We start from the raw sequence: 19,074 nt of genomic DNA on the forward strand, positions 1-19,074 counted from the left end.
ATGTACAAGTTCTTCTTCGACCTCGTCTTCAAACGGATGGACCCGGAGCAGGCGCACCACCTCGCCTTCCGCTGGATCCGCCTGCTCGCCCGCGTCCCCGTCCTGCGCACCTTCGCCGCCGCCGCGCTCGCCCCCCGGTACGAGGCCCTGCGCACCGAGGCCCTCGGCCTGCGCATGCACGGCCCCTTCGGCCTCGCCGCCGGCTTCGACAAGAACGCCGTCGGCATCGACGGGCTGTCGATGCTCGGCTTCGACCACGTCGAGATCGGCACCGTCACCGGTGAGGCCCAGCCCGGCAACCCGAAGAAGCGGCTGTTCCGGCTGGTCGCCGACCGCGCGCTGATCAACCGCATGGGCTTCAACAACGAGGGCTCCCTCGCCGTCGCCGCCCGCCTGGCCTCGCGGCGCCCGGTGTTCCGCACGGTCGTCGGCGTCAACATCGGCAAGACCAAGGCCGTCGCCGAGGCGGACGCGGTCGCCGACTACGTGAAGTCCGCCGAGCGGCTCGCCCCGCACGCCGACTACCTCGTCGTCAACGTCTCCTCCCCGAACACCCCAGGCCTCAGGAACCTCCAGGCCACCGAGGCGCTGCGCCCGCTGCTGAGCGCCGTGCGCGAGGCCGCCGACCGCGCCACCGGCGACCGGCGTGTCCCGCTCCTGGTGAAGATCGCCCCCGACCTCGCGGACGAGGACATCGACGCCGTCGCCGACCTCGCCGTGGAACTCGGGCTGGACGGCATCATCGCCACCAACACCACCATCGCCCGCGAGGGCCTGGGTCTGCGCTCCACGCCCTCGCTGGTCAAGGAGACCGGCGGGCTGTCCGGCGCCCCCCTGAAGGCACGCTCCCTGCAGGTGCTGCGCCGCCTGTACGCGCGCGTGGGCGACCGCATCACCCTCATCGGCGTCGGCGGCGTCGAGACCGCCGAGGACGCCTGGCAGCGCATCCTGGCCGGCGCCACGCTGGTCCAGGGCTACAGCGCCTTCGTCTACCAGGGCCCCTTCTGGACCCGCGCCGTCCACAAGGGCCTCGCCGCCCGGCTGGCCGCCAGCCCCCACGCCACCCTCGCCGACGCGGTCGGCGCCGACGTCAGGAACCCCGCATGACCGAGCCCTTCGGTACCCGGCTGCGCCGTGCCATGGACGAGCGGGGCCCGCTCTGCGTCGGCATCGACCCGCACCCCTCGCTGCTCGCCGACTGGGGCCTGAACGACGACGTCGGCGGTCTGGAGCGGTTCAGCCGCACGGTCGTCGAGGCGATCGCGGACCGGGTCGCCGTCGTCAAGCCGCAGAGCGCCTTCTTCGAGCGGTTCGGCTCGCGCGGTGTCGCCGTCCTGGAGCGCACGGTCGCGGAGACCCGCGCGGCCGGCGCCCTGGTCGTGATGGACGCCAAGCGCGGCGACATCGGCTCCACCATGGCCGGGTACGCGGAGGCGTTCCTGCACAAGGACGCCCCGCTGTTCTCGGACGCGCTCACCGTCTCGCCCTACCTCGGCTTCGGCTCGCTCGCCCCGGCGTTCGAGCTGGCCCGGGAGAACGGCACCGGGCTGTTCGTGCTCGCGCTGACCTCCAACCCGGAGGGGCCGGAAGTGCAGCACGCGGTCCGCGCGGACGGCCGTACGGTCGCCGCGACCGTGCTGGCCCACCTCGCGGCGGAGAACGCGGGTGCCGGGCCCCTCGGCTCCTTCGGCGCCGTCGTGGGCGCCACCGTGGGCGACCTGTCCTCCTACGACCTCGCCATCAACGGCCCGCTGCTCGCCCCCGGCGTCGGCGCCCAGGGCGCCACCCCGGCCGACCTCCCGGCGGTGTTCGGGGACGCCGTGGGCAACGTGGTGCCGAACGTCAGCCGGGGCGTGCTGCGGCACGGTCCGGACCGGGCGGCGCTGCGTGCGGCGACCGAGGACTTCGCGCGGGAGATCCGGGCCGTCGTCGCGGGCGTCTGAGCACGGCGGACGCGCTCGACCGGGGGTCCGAGTGGCGAATACATCCCCGAATCATGGGCAGTATGCCGGAAAAGTCCGGCCTCGCAGAGGCTGACCAGGACTTTTCCTCTGTTCTCGCTGACTCTGGCGGACTTGCCCGCTAGTCTCCGAGCAGTGAGAGCGGGCGAGCGTGTTGCTCTCCGCTCCCCAGGTGTGGGGCGACTAGGTTCCTCACCGGTCCGTATCCGACAGTTCGACATCCGAGGTGACGTAGGCGTGGCTCTTCCGCCCCTTACCCCTGAACAGCGCGCAGCCGCGCTCGAAAAGGCCGCCGCGGCTCGCCGGGAGCGGGCCGAGGTCAAGAATCGACTCAAGCACTCCGGCGCCTCGCTGCACGAGGTCATCAAGCAGGGCCAGGAGAACGAGGTCATCGGCAAGATGAAGGTCTCGGCCCTGCTGGAGTCCCTGCCGGGCGTGGGCAAGGTCCGCGCCAAGCAGATCATGGAGCGTCTGGGCATCTCCGAGAGCCGCCGGGTGCGCGGCCTCGGTTCCAACCAGATCGCTTCCCTGGAGCGTGAGTTCGGCAGCACCGGCTCCTGAGTCCGGGCACGGCCCGGACCGGAGTCCCGGACACTCCGGGATTGCTGGAATAATCGCTGCATGGCTTCATCAATCCGGGGCGCGACCCCCGTACCCCCGGACGCACGTCCGCGGCTGACCGTGCTCTCCGGCCCCTCCGGGGTCGGCAAGAGCACGGTCGTCGCCCATATGCGCAAGGCGCACCCCGACGTCTGGCTGTCGGTGTCCGCGACCACCCGCAAGCCGCGCCCCGGCGAGGAGCACGGCGTCCACTACTTCTTCGTCAGCGACGAGGAGATGGACAAGCTGATCGCCAACGGCGAGCTGCTGGAGTGGGCCGAGTTCGCCGGCAACCGCTACGGCACGCCCCGCGCGGCCGTGCTGGAGCGGCTCGACAAGGGGGAGCCGGTGCTGCTGGAGATCGACCTCCAGGGTGCCCGGCAGGTGCGCGAGTCGATGTCCGAGGCGCAGCTGGTGTTCCTGGCCCCGCCCTCCTGGGAGGAGCTGGTGCGCCGGCTCACCGGCCGCGGCACCGAGTCGGCCGAGGTCATCGAGCGCCGGCTGGAGGCGGCCAGGACGGAACTGGCGGCCGAGCCCGAGTTCGACGTGACACTGGTCAACACCTCCGTCGAGGACGTGGCCGGGGAGCTGCTAGCCTTGATGGACGTTGTGTGATCGTGACCGCCGTCCCTCGAACGGTACGGACCGGCCACCGCGTCTCTTCCTGAGACGCGCACCGACTGATTCTTTCCCATCCATCGGAAGGCAGAGCGTGTCCTCTTCCATCACCGCGCCCGAGGGCATCATCAACCCTCCGATCGACGAGCTCCTCGAGGCCACCGACTCGAAGTACAGCCTCGTGATCTACGCGGCCAAGCGCGCCCGTCAGATCAACGCGTACTACTCGCAGCTCGGTGAGGGCCTCCTCGAGTACGTCGGTCCGCTCGTCGACACGCACGTGCACGAGAAGCCGCTCTCGATCGCGCTGCGTGAGATCAACGCCGGTCTGCTGACCTCCGAGGCCATCGAGGGCCCGGTCCAGTAGTTCCCGCCGTTCGCGGTCGTACTTCCAGATCGCGGTCGACTTGTCCACAGGCCCGGCAGACACCCTGCCGGGCCTGTGGTGTGTCATGGGTGTCAAAGGTTCTCGAAAGTCCGTGGGGACGGTGGGAGACGGTGGAGACGGTGGACAAGCCGAAGGTCGTGCTGGGCGTCAGCGGCGGCATCGCCGCGTACAAGTCCTGTGAGCTGCTGCGGCGGTTCACGGAGTCGGGGCACGACGTGCGGGTGGTGCCGACCGCGTCCGCGCTGCAGTTCGTCGGCGCCGCCACCTGGTCCGCGCTGTCCGGCAACCCGGTCTCCACCGAGGTCTGGGACGCCGTCCACGAGGTCCCGCACGTCCGCATCGGCCAGCACGCCGACCTGGTCGTCGTCGCGCCCGCCACCGCCGACATGCTCGCCAAGGCCGCCCACGGCCTGGCCGACGACCTGCTCACCAACACCCTGCTCACCGCGCGCTGCCCGGTGGTCTTCGCCCCGGCGATGCACACCGAGATGTGGGAGCACCCGGCCACCCAGGAGAACGTGGCCACCCTGCGCCGCCGGGGCGCCGTCGTCATCGAGCCGGCCGTCGGCCGCCTCACCGGCGTCGACACCGGCAAGGGGCGGCTGCCCGACCCGGCGGAGATCTTCGAGGTCTGCCGCAGGGTCCTGGCGCGCGGCGTGCGGGCACCCGACCTCGCCGGGCGGCACGTGGTCGTCTCGGCGGGTGGCACCCGTGAGCCGCTCGACCCGGTGCGCTTCCTCGGCAACCGCTCCTCCGGCAAACAGGGGTACGCCCTCGCCCGGACCGCCGCCGCGCGCGGCGCCCGCGTGACGTTGGTCTCGGCCAACGCCGAGCTGCCCGACCCGGCCGGGGTGGACATCGTGCGCGTCGGCACCGCCGTCCAGCTCCGCGAGGCGGTGCTCAAGGCCGCGGCCGACGCCGACGCGGTGGTCATGGCCGCCGCCGTCGCCGACTTCCGCCCGGCCGTCTACGCGGGCGGGAAGATCAAGAAGAAGGACGGCCAGGAGCCCGAGCCGGTCGCCCTGGTGCGCAACCCCGACGTGCTCGCGGAGATCTCCGCCGAGCGCGCCCGCCCCGGCCAGGTCGTCGTCGGCTTCGCCGCCGAGACCGACGACGTCCTCGCCAACGGCCGTGCCAAGCTCGCCCGCAAGGGCTGCGACCTGCTCGTGGTGAACGAGGTGGGGGAGCGCCGGACGTTCGGCTCGGAGGAGAACGAGGCGGTGGTCCTCGGCGCCGACGGCACCGAGACGGCCGTACCGCACGGACCGAAAGAGGCGCTCGCCGACATCGTCTGGGACCTCGTGGCGCCCCGGCTGGCCTGACCGGGCTGGGCCGTACGGGACGGTCATTTTCGGCCACTCGGAGTCTTTTTTTCACACCGCGATGGCGCGTGGCGGATCTGTTCAACGCCGCGCACCAGCGTGCAGAATGCCTGTGCCGCAGGTCACAGCGTTCTCGCTGGGCGAGAACGGGTGGCCGCGGAGTCAGGTGCGACCGATAAACTGTTCACGGACGACGCTGGGCGCAGCTCCCGGCGTGGTCCTTCAATGATCAGCCAGCAGCCGCTGCAACCCCAGGGAGCGTTGTGTCCCGTCGCCTGTTCACCTCGGAGTCCGTGACCGAAGGTCACCCCGACAAGATCGCTGACCAGATCAGCGACACCATTCTCGACGCGCTGCTCCGCGAGGACCCCTCGTCCCGCGTCGCCGTCGAGACGCTGATCACCACCGGCCTGGTGCACGTGGCCGGCGAGGTCACCACCAAGGCCTACGCGCCCATCGCCCAGCTCGTGCGCGAGAAGATCCTGGAGATCGGCTACGACTCCTCCAAGAAGGGCTTCGACGGCGCCTCCTGCGGCGTCTCGGTGTCCATCGGCGCGCAGTCCCCGGACATCGCGCAGGGCGTCGACACGGCGTACGAGTCCCGTGTCGAGGGCGACGAGGACGAGCTGGACAAGCAGGGCGCGGGCGACCAGGGCCTGATGTTCGGCTACGCCTCGGACGAGACGCCGACGCTGATGCCGCTGCCGATCTTCCTGGCGCACCGCCTGTCCAAGCGCCTCTCCGAGGTCCGCAAGAACGGCACCATCCCCTACCTGCGCCCCGACGGCAAGACCCAGGTCACCATCGAGTACGACGGCGACAAGGCCGTCCGCCTCGACACCGTCGTGGTCTCCAGCCAGCACGCCTCCGACATCGACCTGGAGTCGCTGCTCGCGCCCGACATCCGCGAGTTCGTGGTCGAGCCCGAGCTGAAGGCCCTGCTGGACGAGGGCATCAAGCTCGACACCGAGGGCTACCGCCTGCTGGTCAACCCGACCGGCCGCTTCGAGATCGGCGGCCCGATGGGCGACGCCGGCCTCACCGGCCGCAAGATCATCATCGACACCTACGGCGGCTTCGCCCGCCACGGCGGCGGTGCCTTCTCGGGCAAGGACCCGTCCAAGGTGGACCGCTCCGCCGCCTACGCGATGCGCTGGGTCGCGAAGAACGTGGTGGCGGCGGGCCTGGCCTCCCGCTGCGAGGTCCAGGTCGCCTACGCGATCGGCAAGGCCGAGCCCGTCGGTCTCTTCGTCGAGACCTTCGGCACCGCCAAGATCGAGCCCGAGAAGATCGAGAAGGCCATCGACGAGGTCTTCGACCTCCGCCCGGCCGCGATCATCCGCGACCTCGACCTGCTGCGCCCGATCTACGCCCAGACGGCGGCCTACGGCCACTTCGGCCGTGAGATCCCCGACTTCACCTGGGAGCGCACGGACCGCGTCGACGCGCTGCGCAAGGCCGCCGGCGTCTGACCCGCACCGCGAGAACCGAGGCCCGGCTCCCCTCCGAGGGGCGCCGGGCCTCGGCGCGCTCCGGGCGCCCGGGCGGGCGGCACTGTCGGTGGTGTTTGGTAAGAATGCAAGCGTGAGCAGCGAGAACGGGCCGGGGGACGGCGGGGCCGAGGGGCCGCCGCCGGAGCAGCTCGCGCTCATCCGGGAGAGCGTGCGCGAGGCCGACGTACCGCGGGCCAAGCCCCGCACCTGGCGCGGGGCGGCGCTGGCGGAGCATCTGCCCGTCGCCCGGGTGCTCGTCGACAAGGGCGTCCTCCACCTCGACCGCTGCTTCGACTACGCGGTGCCCGCCGAGATGGACGCCGACGCCCAGCCCGGCGTGCGGGTCAGGGTGCGGTTCGGCGCCGGACGGCACCGGGTGCGCGACGGCCGCCGCGAGGGCGGCGGCCTCATCGACGGCTACCTGATCGAACGCCGGGCCGAGTCCGACTACTCCGGCCCGCTGGCCGCCCTCGCCCAGGTCGTCTCCCCGGAGCCGGTGCTCGGCGAGGAACTCCTCGGCCTCGCCCGCGCCGTCGCCGACCGGTACGCGGGCAGCCTCGCCGACGTGCTGCAACTGGCCGTGCCGCCGCGCAGCGCCCGCGCGGAGAAACGCCCCTCCCCGGAGCCCCTGCCCGCGCCCCCCGCCCCGGACGCGGGCACCTGGACGCGCTACGAGCACGGCCCCGCCTTCCTCGACGCCCTGGCCTCCGGCGGCTCCCCCCGCGCGGTGTGGAACGCCCTGCCGGGACCCGAGTGGAGCGAGGAGACCGCCCGAGCCGTCGCCGCCACCCTCGCCTCCGGACGCGGCGCGCTGGTCGTCGTACCCGACGGGCGGGCCGCCGCGCGGGTCGACGCCGCCCTGACCGCGCTGCTCGGCGAGGGCCGGCACGCCCTGCTCACCGCCGACGCCGGACCCGAGAAGCGGTACGCGCAGTGGCTCGCGGTGCGGCGCGGCTCCGTCCGTGCCGCCGTCGGCACCCGCGCCGCCATGTTCGCGCCCGTACGCGACCTCGGACTGGTCGCCATCTGGGACGACGGCGACGACAGCCACAGCGAACAGCACGCACCCCAGCCGCACGCCCGCGATGTCCTGCTGCTGCGCGCCTCGCTCGACCGGTGCGCCTTCCTGGTGGGCGGCCGGAGCTGCACGGTGGAGGCCGCGCAGCTCGTCGAGAGCGGCTGGGCGCGCCCCCTGGCCGCCGGCCGCGACCAGGTCCGCCGCGCCGCCCCGCTGGTGCGGACCGTCGGCGACGGCGACCTCGCGCGCGACGAGGCCGCCCGCGCCGCCCGCCTGCCCAGCCTCGCCTGGCAGGCGGTCCGCGAGGGGCTCAAGAGCGGACCGGTGCTGGTGCAGGTGCCCCGGCGCGGATACGTACCGCGCCTGGCCTGCGCCCAGTGCCGGGCGCCCGCGCGGTGCGCGCACTGCGCGGGGCCGCTCCAGGCGCAGGACTCGGGGGCGCTGCGCTGCGAGTGGTGCGGGCGGGGCGAGCGCTCCTGGCACTGCCCCGAGTGCGGCGGCTTCCGGCTGCGCGCCCAGGTCGTCGGCGCCCGCCGGACCGCCGAGGAGCTGGGGCGGGCGTTCCCCGCCGTCCCGGTGCGCACCTCCGGCCGGGAGCACGTGCTCGACACCGTGCCGGACGCGCCCGCCCTGGTCGTGAGCACACCGGGCGCCGAACCGGTCGCCGAGGGCGGCTACGCGGCCGCGCTGCTGCTCGACGGCTGGGCGATGCTCGGACGCCCTGACCTGCGCTCCGGCGAGGACGCGCTGCGCCGGTGGATCGCGGCGGCGGCGCTGGTGCGGCCGCAGGGCGCGGGCGGGACCGTCGTGGTCGTGGCCGAACCGACGCTGCGGCCCGTGCAGGCGCTGGTGCGCTGGGACCCCGCCGGGTTCGCGGTGCGCGAGCTGGCCGAACGGGCCGAGCTGGGCTTCCCGCCCGTGTCGCGGATGGCCGCCGTGTCCGGCACGCCCGAGGCGGTCGCCGGATTCCTGGCCGCCGTCGCCCTGCCCCCGGACGCCGAGGTGCTCGGCCCGGTGCCCCTGCCCCCGACCCTTCCGGGCCGGCCGCGCAGGCCCGGCGCGCCCCCGCCGGGGGAGCAGTGGGAACGCGCGCTGATCAGGGTGCCGCCGGGCAGCGGCTCCGCCCTGGCCGCCGCCCTCAAGACGGCCCAGGCGGCCCGCATGGCCCGCGGGAACGCGGAGCCGGTTCGGGTGCGGATCGACCCGCCCGACATCGGCTAGACGCCCACCTGCGGGGTCCGCATGGAGTGGGGCGTGCGAACGCCCTCCCGGGTGGGGCCGGGAGGGCGTGGACCGGGGCCGGGTCAGCCGCTGCGCGGGCCGGGGAAGGCGGGGGGCCGGGGGTCGTCGCGTAGCGTCGGGCTGCCCGCGGTCGGCTGGGTCGGCATGGACCGGGCCGCGGGGACGGTCGGCATGCCGGTGTTGATGGTGCGGGTCCCCGACGGCTCGGTGGCGCGCTCCGCCTCGGCCGCGGCCTGGGCGGCCGCGCGGCGGGCGCCGTAACGGCGGTGCACGGCCTGCTTGGTGACGCCGAGCGCGGAACCCACCGCGTCCCACGAGAAGCCGAGCGAACGGTCGAAGTCCACGGCCGCCGTCACCAGGGTCTCGACGCTGTCCCTCAGTTCCTGGGCGAGGCGCACCGTCGGGGCCGGGGCGCGGCCGTAGACGACGAAGCCGGTGGACGGGCCGGAGCGGCGGGGGCGGTAGACGTTGCCGAGCTGGGCGGTGAGGGTGCGCAGCGCGTCCACCTGCCGGCGGACCCGCTCGATGTCCCGCACCAGCAAGTGCAGGCTGGCACGGGCCTGGGCGTCGTGGGTTGCGTGGTCGGCCATGGACAAGCCTCTCGAACCGGCGTTGAAAGGAAGTTGGGCGGCCGAAGCGGCCCCGAGGTGGTCAACTCTCTTTTGACAACGCGTGGACGCTCCGCTGGTCACGGGGTGGGGCGCGCGGGGTGTGTCCGTACGCCGGGTCGCCCACCCGCGCACCACCCGTTCCCGGCCGGCCCGGGAGGCCGGAGGACCCCAGGGGGCGGAACCCCGGGGCCGGAGGCGGTCATAGACTTGTCCGCTGCCCGTCCGCCGCCGCTCGAGAGGCTCGATCCCTCCCATGAAGCTCGTCTTCGCCGGTACCCCCGAGGTCGCCGTTCCCGCTCTGGACGCTCTGATCGCCTCCGGGCGGCACGAGGTGGCCGCCGTCGTCACGCGGCCCGACGCGCCCGCGGGCCGGGGACGCAGGCTGGTCGCCTCGCCCGTGGCCGACCGGGCGGAGGAGGCCGGCATCGAGGTGCTCAAGCCGGCCGGCCCGCGCGATGCCGCCTTCCTGGAGCGGCTGAAGGAGATCGGCCCGGACTGCTGCCCGGTCGTCGCCTACGGAGCCCTGCTGCCCCGCGTCGCCCTCGACATCCCCGCCCACGGCTGGGTCAACCTGCACTTCTCCCTGCTGCCCGCCTGGCGCGGCGCGGCGCCCGTGCAGCACTCGATCATGTCGGGCGACGAGATCACCGGCGCCTCCACCTTCCTCATCGAGGAGGGCCTGGACTCCGGCCCGGTGTACGGCACCGTCACCGAGGAGATCCGCCCCACCGACACCAGCGGCGACCTGCTCACCCGGCTCGCCTTCGCCGGGTCGGGGCTGCTCGTGGCCACCATGGACGGCATCGAGGACGGCACCCTGAAGGCCGTACCGCAGCCCGCCGACGGCATCACCCTCGCGCCGAAGATCACGGTCGAGGACGCCAGGGTCGACTGGGCGGCGCCCGCGCTGCGCGTCGACCGGGTGGTGCGCGGCTGCACGCCCGCCCCCGGCGCCTGGACCGTCTTCCGCGGCGAGCGGCTCAAGCTCGTCCAGGCCGCGCCCGCGCCCGAGCGGACCGGTCTCGCGCCCGGACAGCTCGCCGTCGGCAAGAACAGCGTGCACGTCGGCACCGGCTCGTACGCCGTCGAACTGCTGTGGGTGCAGGCCCAGGGCAAGAAGCCGATGCGGGCCGCCGACTGGGCGCGCGGCGCGCGCATCGCCGAGGGCGAGACGCTCGGAGCCTGACACCCCGCGAGTGGGGGGTGACGGTCCGCCGACGTACGCTGGTGATCGCACCCCCCTTGACGCACATCCGGAGCACCTTTCTCGTGAGCGAGCAGTCCCGCGGTCCGCAGCGGCCCGCCAAGCCCTACCGGCGCCCCAAGAAGGACCCCGTCCGGGTCCTCGCCTTCGACGCGCTGCGCGCGGTGGACGAACGCGACGCCTACGCCAACCTCGTGCTGCCCCCGCTGCTGCGCAAGGCGCGCGAGAAGGGCGACTTCGACGCACGGGACGCCGCTCTGGCCACCGAGCTGGTCTACGGCACGCTGCGCCGCCAGGGCACCTACGACGCGATCATCGCCGGTTGCGTCGACCGCCCGCTGCGCGAGGTGGACCCGCCGGTGCTGGACGTGCTGAGCCTCGGCGCGCACCAGTTGCTCGGCACCCGCATCCCCACCCACGCCGCCGTCTCGGCCACCGTCGAGCTGGCCCGCGTGGTGCTCGGCGACGGGCGGGCCAAGTTCGTCAACGCCGTGCTCCGCAAGATCGCCCAGCACGACCTGGACGGCTGGCTGGAGCGGGTCGCGCCGCCCTACGACGAGGACCCCGAGGACCACCTCGCCGTCGTCCACTCCCACCCGCGCTGGGTCGTCTCCGCGCTGTGGGACTCCCTCGGCGGCGGCCGCGCCGGCATCGAGGAACTCCTCGCCGCGGACAACGAGCGGCCCGAGGTCACCCTCGTCGCGCGGCCCGGACGCTCCACCGCCGAGGAGCTGCTGGCCGAGGAGGCCGCCGTCGCCGGCGACTGGTCGCCGTACGCGGTGCGCCTGACCGAGGGCGGCGAGCCGGGCGCGGTCGACGCGGTGCGCGAGGGGCGGGCCGGTGTGCAGGACGAGGGCAGCCAGCTCGTCGCCCTCGCCCTCGCCAACGCGCCGCTGGACGGCCCGGACGAGAAGTGGCTCGACGGCTGCGCCGGCCCCGGCGGCAAGGCCGCGCTGCTGGCCGCCCTCGCCGCCGAGCGCGGCGCCTCGCTCCTCGCCTCGGAGAAGCAGCCGCACCGCGCGGGCCTGGTCGCCAAGGCGCTGGCGGGCAACCCCGGCCCGTACCAGGTGATCACCGCCGACGGCACCCGTCCCCCGTGGCGCCCCGGCACCTTCGACCGCGTCCTGATGGACGTCCCCTGCACCGGTCTGGGCGCCCTGCGCCGCCGTCCCGAGGCCCGCTGGCGCCGCCGCCCCGAGGACCTGGAGAACTTCGCCCCGGTCCAGCGCGGCCTGCTCCGCACCGCCCTGGAGTCCGTCCGCGTCGGCGGCGTGGTCGGCTACGCGACCTGTTCCCCCCACCTCGCCGAGACCCGCGCGGTCGTCTCCGACCTCCTCAAGGAGCACCCCGGGGCCGAACTGATCGACGCCCGCCCCCTCCTCCCCGGCGTCCCCGGCCTGGGCGAGGGCCCCGACATCCAGCTCTGGCCCCACGTCCACGGCACCGACGCGATGTACCTGGCCCTGATCCGCCGCACGGCGTGAGAAGCCGGGAGCACCTCTGGGACTCCGCCGAGGCGAGCCCACCCAGGGGCGCGGGGAACTGCGCGACAAGCCACAGCGGGCCCGCACCCGAACACCGCCCCCACCACCCAGGGCCTGACTCCGCACCCCCCGGAGGGGCATGGCAGGCTTGGCACATGGCCGCGCAGATCAACCCCAGCATCCTGTCCGCAGACTTCGCCCGCCTCGCCGACGAGGCGAAGGCGGTCGAGGGCGCCGACTGGCTCCATGTCGACGTCATGGACAACCACTTCGTCCCGAATCTCACCCTCGGCACCCCGGTCGTGGAGTCCCTGGCCCGCGCCACGGACATCCCGCTGGACTGCCACCTGATGATCGAGGACCCCGACCGCTGGGCACCGCAGTACGTCGAGGCGGGCGCATCCTCCGTGACCTTCCACGTGGAGGCCGCCCACGCCCCGATCCGGCTCGCCCGCGAGATCCGCGCCAAGGGGGCCCGCGCGGCCATGGCCCTCAAGCCGGCGACGCCGATCGAGTCGTACGAGGACATGCTCCCCGAGCTGGACATGCTCCTGATCATGACGGTCGAGCCGGGCTTCGGCGGGCAGGCGTTCCTCGACATCACGCTGCCCAAGATCCGCCGCACCCGCGAGCTGATCGCCCGGCACGGGCTGCAGATGTGGCTGCAGGTCGACGGGGGTGTCTCCGCCGAGACCATCGAGCGGTGCGCGGAGGCCGGAGCGGACGTCTTCGTGGCCGGATCGGCCGTCTACGGCGCCCAGGACCCGGCCGAAGCGGTGCGCGCGCTGCGCGCTCAGGCGGACCGCGCGATCGCCGATTCGTCCTGGGCGTGCGGCCACTGAGCCACACCGAGGTGAACGGTTGAGAGAAGGCCGCCCATCAGGGCGGATTCGCAGCGCCGGATCTGCGAGGATGAACGGCGAATCCAGAGTGTGAACAGCAGTGAGGAGATCGCCGTGTCGGGTATGTCGGCGGGCCGGTCAGCCATGCGGATGGGACCCGCTGAGCTGGTGCAGGCGGCGGCCATGGCCCGCCGCTTCTACCTGGAGGGCAAGTCCAAGATCCAGATCGCGGAGGAGTTCGGCGTCAGCCGCTTCAAGGTGGCCCGGGTCCTGGAGACCGCCCTCGAACGGGATCTCGTACGCATCGAGATCCGCGTCCCGGCCGAGCTGGACGCCGAGCGCTCCGACGCGCTCCGCGCCCGGTACGGCCTCAGACACGCCGTCGTGGTCGAGTCCCCGGCCGACGCCGAGGAGACCCCCGACCCGGAGAACCTGGGCGAGGTCGCGGCCGACCTGCTCGGTGAACTCGTCGACGAGGGCGACGTCCTCGGTCTCGCCTGGGGCCGCTCCACCATCCACATGGCGGCCGCGCTCGACCGGCTGCCGCCGTGCACGGTGGTGCAGTTGACGGGCGTGTACGACGCCGGGACCGCGGAGCGCGGCTCCGTGGAGGCCGTGCGCCGCGCCGCCCAGGTGTCCGGCGGGGACGCCCACCCCATCTACGCGCCGATGCTGCTGCCGGACGAGGCCACCGCCGCCGCCCTGCGCAACCAGACCGGGATCGCCCGTGCCTTCGAGTACTTCGACAAGGTCACGGTCGCCTGCGTCTCCATCGGCTCCTGGGAGCCGGGCATCTCCACGGTGCACGACATGCTCAGCGACGAGGAGCGAGCGCACTACGCCTCGCTCGGTGTCGCCGCCGAGATGTCCGCGCACCTCTTCGACGCCGAGGGCCGCCGGATCGGACGGGACCTGGGGGAGCGGTGCATCACGGTCAAGACCGACCAACTGCGCCGTATCCCCGAGGTCGTGGCCATCGCGGGCGGCCAGCGCAAGGCCCCGGCGATCGACGCGGTGCTCCGCTCCGGGCTGGTCACCAGCCTGGTGACGGACACCTCGGCCGCGGACTACCTGCTCACCGCGGGTCCCGCTCCGAAGCCCGCGCTCAGCCGCGCGGACCCGGACGGGATCTGATGGGACCAGACGGGATCTGACGGGATCTGACGGCCACACGCCGTCGGAGCGGCGCGACGCTGCCACGGCCGGCCGGCCGTGGCAGCATCGGCGGCATGCTGTCGCGGTCCGTCCCCCAGGTCCCCACCGGAACCCGAGCGCCCCTGCGGCTGTTCGCCGCCGTGCTGGCCGTCCTCGGCGTCCTGCTGGCCGGCTGCGGCGGGTCCGGCACCACCACCGCGCCCCCGTCCGCCTCGCGGACGGCGGCCCCCGCAGGCTCGGCCCCGGTGTGGGCGAAGGGCATGGCCACCGTCCCGGAGTCCCGGCTGCCCGCCGAGGCCCGGCGGACCCTCGCCCTGATCGACCGGGGCGGCCCGTACCCGTACGGGCGCGACGGGATCGTCTTCTCGAACTTCGAGGGCCACCTGCCGAAGCATCCGCGCGGCTACTACCACGAGTACACCGTGCCCACCCCCGCCGCCCGCGACCGGGGCGCCCGGCGCATCGTCACCGGGGACGGCGGGGAGTTCTACTACACCGAAGACCACTACAACTCGTTCCGGGCGGTGCTGAGATGAGCGAAGACCTGGGGGACCGGTACGCGGTCACCCTCGACCTCGGGGGTGTCCACGACAAGGCCGGCCTGATGGACCGGGCCGCGCGCGCCCTGGACCTGCCCGACTGGTTCGGCCGCAACTGGGACGCCCTGCTGGACTCGCTCTCCGACACCACCGTCTGGCCCCCGGCCGCCGTCGAGCGCGGTCTGCTGGTCGTCGTACGGAACTGGGAGCCGTTCGCCGAGTCGAGTCCCGGGGAGTGGCGCATCGCTCGCGAGGTGCTGTCCGAGGCGGCCGACCGCAGCGCGTTCCTCGACGTCGTGCTCGCCCTCGGAGGTTCCTCCAAGGGCTGACCGCCGTCCCTGGAGGTTCGGTGGGGGCATGTCCCGGGCCCTGCCATGGGAGAATGAAGTACGTGCTCTTTCCCCCTGGCGCACCCGTCAGGGGGTCACCTCTGATCGACTGGGATGTGCGGCACGTGCGTTTCCTCAATGACATCCAGCCCGCCTACGACCTGACGTACGACGACGTCTTCATGGTGCCGAGCCGCTCCGCGGTCGGCTCGCGGCAGGCGGTGGACCTCGGTACCCCGGACGGCACCGGTACCACCATCCCGCTGGTCGTCGCCAACATGACCGCCATCGCCGGACGCCGCATGGCGGAGACGATGGCCCGGCGCGGCGGCCTGGTGGTCATCCCCCAGGACATCCCCATCGACGTGGTCACCGAGGTCGTCACCTGGGTGAAGAGCCGTCACCTCGTGCTGGACACCCCGATCGTGCTGTCCCCGCACCAGACCGTCGCCGACGCGCTGGCCCTGCTGCCCAAGCGCTCGCACAACGCCGGGGTCGTCGTGGACGCCGACTACCGGCCCGTGGGTGTCGTCACCGACCAGGACCTCAGCGGGGTCGACCGCTTCACCCAGCTCGAAGTGGTCATGTCCCGCGACCTGCTGCTGCTCGACGCCGGCATCGACCCGCGCGAGGCGTTCAACACCCTCGACGCGGCCAACCGCCGCTACGCCCCGGCCGTCGACGCAGAGGGCCGTCTCGCGGGCATCCTGACCCGCAAGGGCGCCCTGCGCGCCACCCTGTACACCCCGGCCGTGGACGCCGGCGGCAAGCTGCGCGTCGCGGCGGCCGTGGGCATCAACGGCGACGTCGCCGGCAAGGCCAAGCAGCTGCTGGACGCGGGCGTGGACACCCTCGTCATCGACACCGCGCACGGCCACCAGGAGTCGATGATCAGCGCGGTCCGCACCGTGCGCGCCCTCGACCCGGAGATCCCGATCGTCGCGGGCAACATCGTCTCCGCCGAGGGCGTCCGCGACCTGATCGAGGCCGGCGCCGACATCATCAAGGTCGGTGTCGGACCGGGCGCCATGTGCACCACCCGGATGATGACCGGTGTGGGCCGCCCGCAGTTCTCCGCCGTGCTGGAGTGCGCCGCCGAGGCGAAGAAGTACGGCAAGCACGTCTGGGCCGACGGCGGTGTCCGCCACCCCCGCGACGTGGCCATGGCCCTCGCGGCCGGCGCCTCCAACGTGATGGTCGGCTCCTGGTTCGCCGGCACCTACGAGTCGCCGGGCGACCTCCAGCAGGACGCCGAAGGCCGCCTGTACAAGGAGTCCTTCGGCATGGCGTCGGCCCGCGCGGTGCGCAACCGCACCTCCGAGGAGTCGGCGTACGACCGCGCCCGCAAGGGTCTCTTCGAGGAGGGCATCTCCACCTCCCGGATGTTCCTCGACCCGGCCCGCCCGGGCGTGGAGGACCTCGTCGACTCGATCATCGCGGGCGTCCGCTCCTCCTGCACCTACGCGGGCGCCGGCTCGCTGGAGGAGTTCGCCGAGAAGGCCGTCGTCGGCATCCAGAGCGCGGCCGGGTACGCCGAGGGCATGCCCCTGCACGCCAGCTGGAGCTGACCCGGTCCACGCCTCCCACCTGGGAGGTCTCCGGGTTCGGCGAGGGCCGGGGGTCGTGTTCTACTTCGTAGAGAACACGACCCGCCCGGAGAAGTGAACGACCCCCTGTGCTGAACGATCTCGACGAACGCATCGTGCACGCCCTCGCCGAGGACGCCCGCCGCTCCTACGCGGACATCGGGCAACTGGTCGGCCTGTCGGCGCCCGCCGTGAAGCGGCGCGTGGACAGGCTGCGGGCCACCGGAGCCATCACCGGGTTCACCGTCCGCGTGGACCCGGCGGCCCTCGGCTGGGAGACCGAGGGGTACATCGAGATCTACTGCCGCCGCAACACCTCGCCGGAGACCATCCTGCGCGGCCTGGAGCGGTACCAGGAGGTCGTGGCCGCCTCCACCGTCACCGGGGACGCGGACGCGATCGCCCAGGTCTTCGCCTCCGACATGCGCCACTTCGAGCGGGTCCTGGAGCGCATCGCCGGTGAGCCCTTCGTGGAGCGGACCAAGTCGGTGCTGGTGCTCTCGCCGCTGCTGCGGCGCTTCTCCTCGGGCGCGCCGGGCTGATCGGCAGGGGCCGGGCCACCCAAGGTGACCATTGCGCTCCCCGGAGCGATCCCGTAGGTTGTCCGGCACTTTCTACCGACTGGTAACCGGCAGGTGATCCATGCGTTGGCCCGTCTGCCGTCCCCGTACCGTCCGCGGCCGTATCGTCGCCCTCGCCCTGGCCCCGGCCCTCGCGCTGACCGTGCTGTGGAGCTTCGCCATGGTCTCCGTCACCGGGGAGTTACGGTCCCTGATCCGGCTCCAGGGGGTGTACGAGGACTACGGCACCCCCGTGGACACCGCGATCGGACAGATCCAGATCGAGCGCCGCGTCACCGCCGCCTACCTCGGCGACCCCCGCGCGGCTGCCCCCGCGGCCGCGCTCCTCGCCCAGCAGCGCCGCACCGACCGCGCGGTCGCCGCGATGCGGCGGGCCGTCGCGGGCGGCGACCGGGACCGGCTCTCGGCACGCCAGCGCCGCGCCCTGGACACCATGGCCACCGCCGCCGGCGGGCTGGACGCGCTGCGCCGCGACGTCCTGTCCCGGCGGATCGGCTGGGACCGGGCCGTCACCGAGTACAGCGCACTCGTCGAACCCGGCTTCGCCGTGCAGTCCGCCCTCACCGCCCTCCAGGCCGGACAGCTCGCCCGGGAGTCGCAGACCGTCATCGAGCTGGTGCGGGTGCGGGAGTTCGTCTCCCGGGAGGACGCCCTGGTCGCCGGGGCGCGGGCCGCCGGCACCCTCACCCCGGCCCAGTACGCCCTGCTGACCGCCACCATCGAGGACCGCCGCCTCTTCGAGCGGACCTACGCGCCCGACCTGCCCGCCGACTCCTACGCCCTGTACGAGGAGTTCCGCGACGGCGACCTCCACCGGGCGCTGGAACAGGCCGAGGACGCGCTGCTCGCCGCCGGGGTCGACGGCGCGGACCGGGCGGTGGCCGCCGACACCTGGCGGTCGGTCGCGGACCGGGCCGTCCACCGCTACATGCGGCTGTGCTCCAGCGCCGCCGAGAACTCCGCCGCACGCGGACGCGCCTTCGCCTACCGGGAGCTGACCAAGGCGGCCGTCGTCGGCGCGGTCGGACTCGCCGCCGCCTCGCTCTCCTTGTGGCTGGCCGTGCGCGGCGCCGGGCGCGTCTCGCGCCGCCTGGAGAACCTGCGCGACGCGGCCGACCTGCTCAGCACCCGCCAGCTCCCCGACGTCATGCGGCGCCTGAGCGCGGGCGAACGGGTCGACGCGGCGGCCGAGGCGCCGCCGCTGGCCGCCGACGAGGTGCGCGACGACGAGATCGGCCAGGTCGGCCGCTCCTTCAACACCGCCCGCCTCGCCGCCGTCGAGGCCGCCGTCCACCAGGCCGCCCTGCGCCGGGGCCTGTCCGCCGTGCTGCTCAACATCGCCCGCCGCAACCAGGCGCTGGTGCACCGGCAGTTGAAACTCGTCGACACCCTGGAGCGCCGCACCGACGACCCGGACGTGCTGAGCGAACTCTTCCGGATCGACCACCTCACCACCCGGATGCGCCGCCACGCCGAAAGCCTGATCATCCTCTCCGGCGCGGCACCCGGCCGCCGTTGGCGCGGCCCGGTCCCGGTCGCGGACGTGGTCGCCTCGGCGGTGAGCGAGATCGAGGCGTACGCCCGCGTGGTCGTGCCGCCCATGCCGGGGGACGGGATCGCCGCCGACGCCGTCGCCGACGTGGTGCACCTGCTCGCCGAACTGCTGGAGAACGCCACCCTGTTCTCGCCCCCGCACACCGAGGTCACCCTGCGCACCGGGCACGAGGACGGCCGGCTCGTCCTGCGCGTCGACGACCGCGGCCTCGGCCTCGACCCCGGGCAGCGCGAGGAGGCCGCGAGCACCCTCAGCGACCCGGACACCTTCGACCCCACCCGGCACGAACGGCTCGGCCTGTACGTGGTCGGCCGCCTCGCCGCCCGGCACGGCATCGAGGTCGCCCTCGGGGATTCCCCCTACGGCGGTACGACCGCCACCGTGCTGCTCCCCGCTGGCGTGCTCGCCGCCGTCGAGCCCGCCGGGGCCCGCCCCGCACGGCGGCCGGCGGCGTCGGCGTCGGGCCGTACGGCATCCGTGGGTGTGGCTGCTGGACCTGGAGACGCTGCGGGTCTCCCGGTTCCCGCTGGTGCCGGACGGCGAGTG

General features: G+C 73.7%; 18 protein-coding genes. 17 read left to right on the forward strand and 1 reads right to left on the reverse strand.

From position 1 onward, the window contains the following. The 8 genes from ABZ898_RS16255 (at window position 1) to ABZ898_RS16290 (ending at window position 8,621) form a co-directional block, all read left to right on the forward strand. Entirely contained in the window at window positions 1-1,107 is a 1,107-nt protein-coding gene (locus tag ABZ898_RS16255) for a quinone-dependent dihydroorotate dehydrogenase (RefSeq protein WP_361658424.1), read from the forward strand. After that, window positions 1,104-1,943 (forward strand): orotidine-5'-phosphate decarboxylase, encoded by an 840-nt coding sequence (gene pyrF, locus ABZ898_RS16260; RefSeq protein ID WP_361658347.1) that lies wholly within the window; start codon window positions 1,104-1,106, stop codon window positions 1,941-1,943. Before ABZ898_RS16255 ends, pyrF begins: the two co-directional genes overlap by 4 nt. A 255-nt stretch (window positions 1,944-2,198) precedes the next feature. Next, window positions 2,199-2,522, forward strand: a complete 324-nt coding sequence (locus tag ABZ898_RS16265) for an integration host factor (RefSeq protein WP_030810589.1) — start codon at window positions 2,199-2,201, stop codon at window positions 2,520-2,522. Window positions 2,523-2,582: 60 nt separating this feature from the next. Beyond that, the gene (gene gmk / locus ABZ898_RS16270) at window positions 2,583-3,176 is read left to right on the forward strand and encodes a guanylate kinase (RefSeq protein ID WP_361658351.1); all 594 of its coding nucleotides are present in this window, start codon (window positions 2,583-2,585) and stop codon (window positions 3,174-3,176) included. Between the two features lie 97 nt (window positions 3,177-3,273). After that, window positions 3,274-3,546 carry a DNA-directed RNA polymerase subunit omega gene (gene rpoZ, locus ABZ898_RS16275; protein ID WP_030810584.1) on the forward strand — a complete coding sequence of 91 codons (273 nt, stop codon included), beginning with the start codon at window positions 3,274-3,276 and terminating at the stop codon, window positions 3,544-3,546. Window positions 3,547-3,686: 140 nt separating this feature from the next. After that, window positions 3,687-4,889, forward strand: coding sequence for a bifunctional phosphopantothenoylcysteine decarboxylase/phosphopantothenate--cysteine ligase CoaBC (coaBC, locus tag ABZ898_RS16280; RefSeq protein ID WP_361658354.1), 1,203 nt, complete (start codon window positions 3,687-3,689; stop codon window positions 4,887-4,889). Window positions 4,890-5,152: 263 nt separating this feature from the next. After that, window positions 5,153-6,361, forward strand: a complete 1,209-nt coding sequence (gene metK / locus ABZ898_RS16285; RefSeq protein ID WP_361658357.1) for a methionine adenosyltransferase — start codon at window positions 5,153-5,155, stop codon at window positions 6,359-6,361. Between the two features lie 112 nt (window positions 6,362-6,473). Continuing rightward, a complete protein-coding gene (locus tag ABZ898_RS16290; protein ID WP_361658360.1) occupies window positions 6,474-8,621 on the forward strand; it encodes a primosomal protein N' in 2,148 nt (715 codons plus the stop codon). 83 nt (window positions 8,622-8,704) lie between these two features. On the opposite strand, the gene ABZ898_RS16295 is transcribed toward ABZ898_RS16290, so the two are convergent. Beyond that, the gene (locus ABZ898_RS16295; protein ID WP_361658363.1) at window positions 8,705-9,232 is read right to left on the reverse strand and encodes a hypothetical protein; all 528 of its coding nucleotides are present in this window, start codon (window positions 9,230-9,232) and stop codon (window positions 8,705-8,707) included. A gap of 274 nt (window positions 9,233-9,506) precedes the next feature. Between ABZ898_RS16295 and fmt the strand changes: the two genes are divergently transcribed. The 9 genes from fmt to ABZ898_RS16340 all read left to right on the forward strand — a co-directional run. Then, on the forward strand, window positions 9,507-10,439 hold the full coding sequence (gene fmt / locus ABZ898_RS16300) for a methionyl-tRNA formyltransferase (RefSeq protein WP_361658365.1): 933 nt from the start codon (window positions 9,507-9,509) through the stop codon (window positions 10,437-10,439). A gap of 83 nt (window positions 10,440-10,522) precedes the next feature. Then, window positions 10,523-11,941 (forward strand): transcription antitermination factor NusB, encoded by a 1,419-nt coding sequence (locus ABZ898_RS16305; protein WP_361658368.1) that lies wholly within the window; start codon window positions 10,523-10,525, stop codon window positions 11,939-11,941. 155 nt (window positions 11,942-12,096) lie between these two features. Then, window positions 12,097-12,783: a ribulose-phosphate 3-epimerase gene (gene rpe, locus ABZ898_RS16310; protein WP_361658370.1), complete on the forward strand. Its 687-nt coding sequence runs from the start codon at window positions 12,097-12,099 to the stop codon at window positions 12,781-12,783. 90 nt (window positions 12,784-12,873) lie between these two features. Next, a complete protein-coding gene (locus tag ABZ898_RS16315; protein WP_361658373.1) occupies window positions 12,874-13,917 on the forward strand; it encodes a sugar-binding domain-containing protein in 1,044 nt (347 codons plus the stop codon). A gap of 95 nt (window positions 13,918-14,012) precedes the next feature. Continuing rightward, a complete protein-coding gene (locus ABZ898_RS16320; RefSeq protein WP_361658376.1) occupies window positions 14,013-14,474 on the forward strand; it encodes a ribonuclease domain-containing protein in 462 nt (153 codons plus the stop codon). Next, complete coding sequence (locus ABZ898_RS16325) at window positions 14,471-14,806, forward strand: barstar family protein (protein WP_361658379.1); 336 nt, start codon at window positions 14,471-14,473, stop codon at window positions 14,804-14,806. Before ABZ898_RS16320 ends, ABZ898_RS16325 begins: the two co-directional genes overlap by 4 nt. Window positions 14,807-14,931: 125 nt before the next feature. After that, a complete protein-coding gene (locus ABZ898_RS16330; protein WP_361658382.1) occupies window positions 14,932-16,374 on the forward strand; it encodes a GuaB1 family IMP dehydrogenase-related protein in 1,443 nt (480 codons plus the stop codon). A gap of 107 nt (window positions 16,375-16,481) precedes the next feature. Then, window positions 16,482-16,934: an Lrp/AsnC family transcriptional regulator gene (locus tag ABZ898_RS16335; protein ID WP_361658385.1), complete on the forward strand. Its 453-nt coding sequence runs from the start codon at window positions 16,482-16,484 to the stop codon at window positions 16,932-16,934. Between the two features lie 100 nt (window positions 16,935-17,034). Next, on the forward strand, window positions 17,035-19,074 hold a 2,040-nt coding region (locus tag ABZ898_RS16340; RefSeq protein WP_361658388.1), incomplete at its 3' end, for a nitrate- and nitrite sensing domain-containing protein.

The organism is Streptomyces sp. NPDC046860 (genome assembly GCF_040645115.1).
In the GTDB taxonomy this organism is placed as follows: Bacteria; Actinomycetota; Actinomycetes; order Streptomycetales; family Streptomycetaceae; genus Streptomyces.

Coding starts and splice junctions, on each gene's coding strand:
- pyrF (WP_361658347.1), top strand. CDS start 1,104: ATGACCGAGCCCTTCGGTACCCGGCTGCGCCGTGCCATGGACGAGCGG.
- ABZ898_RS16320 (WP_361658376.1), top strand. CDS start 14,013: ATGCTGTCGCGGTCCGTCCCCCAGGTCCCCACCGGAACCCGAGCGCCC.
- rpe (WP_361658370.1), top strand. CDS start 12,097: ATGGCCGCGCAGATCAACCCCAGCATCCTGTCCGCAGACTTCGCCCGC.
- gmk (WP_361658351.1), top strand. CDS start 2,583: ATGGCTTCATCAATCCGGGGCGCGACCCCCGTACCCCCGGACGCACGT.
- ABZ898_RS16295 (WP_361658363.1), bottom strand. CDS start 9,232: ATGGCCGACCACGCAACCCACGACGCCCAGGCCCGTGCCAGCCTGCAC.
- ABZ898_RS16255 (WP_361658424.1), top strand. CDS start 1: ATGTACAAGTTCTTCTTCGACCTCGTCTTCAAACGGATGGACCCGGAG.
- ABZ898_RS16325 (WP_361658379.1), top strand. CDS start 14,471: ATGAGCGAAGACCTGGGGGACCGGTACGCGGTCACCCTCGACCTCGGG.
- fmt (WP_361658365.1), top strand. CDS start 9,507: ATGAAGCTCGTCTTCGCCGGTACCCCCGAGGTCGCCGTTCCCGCTCTG.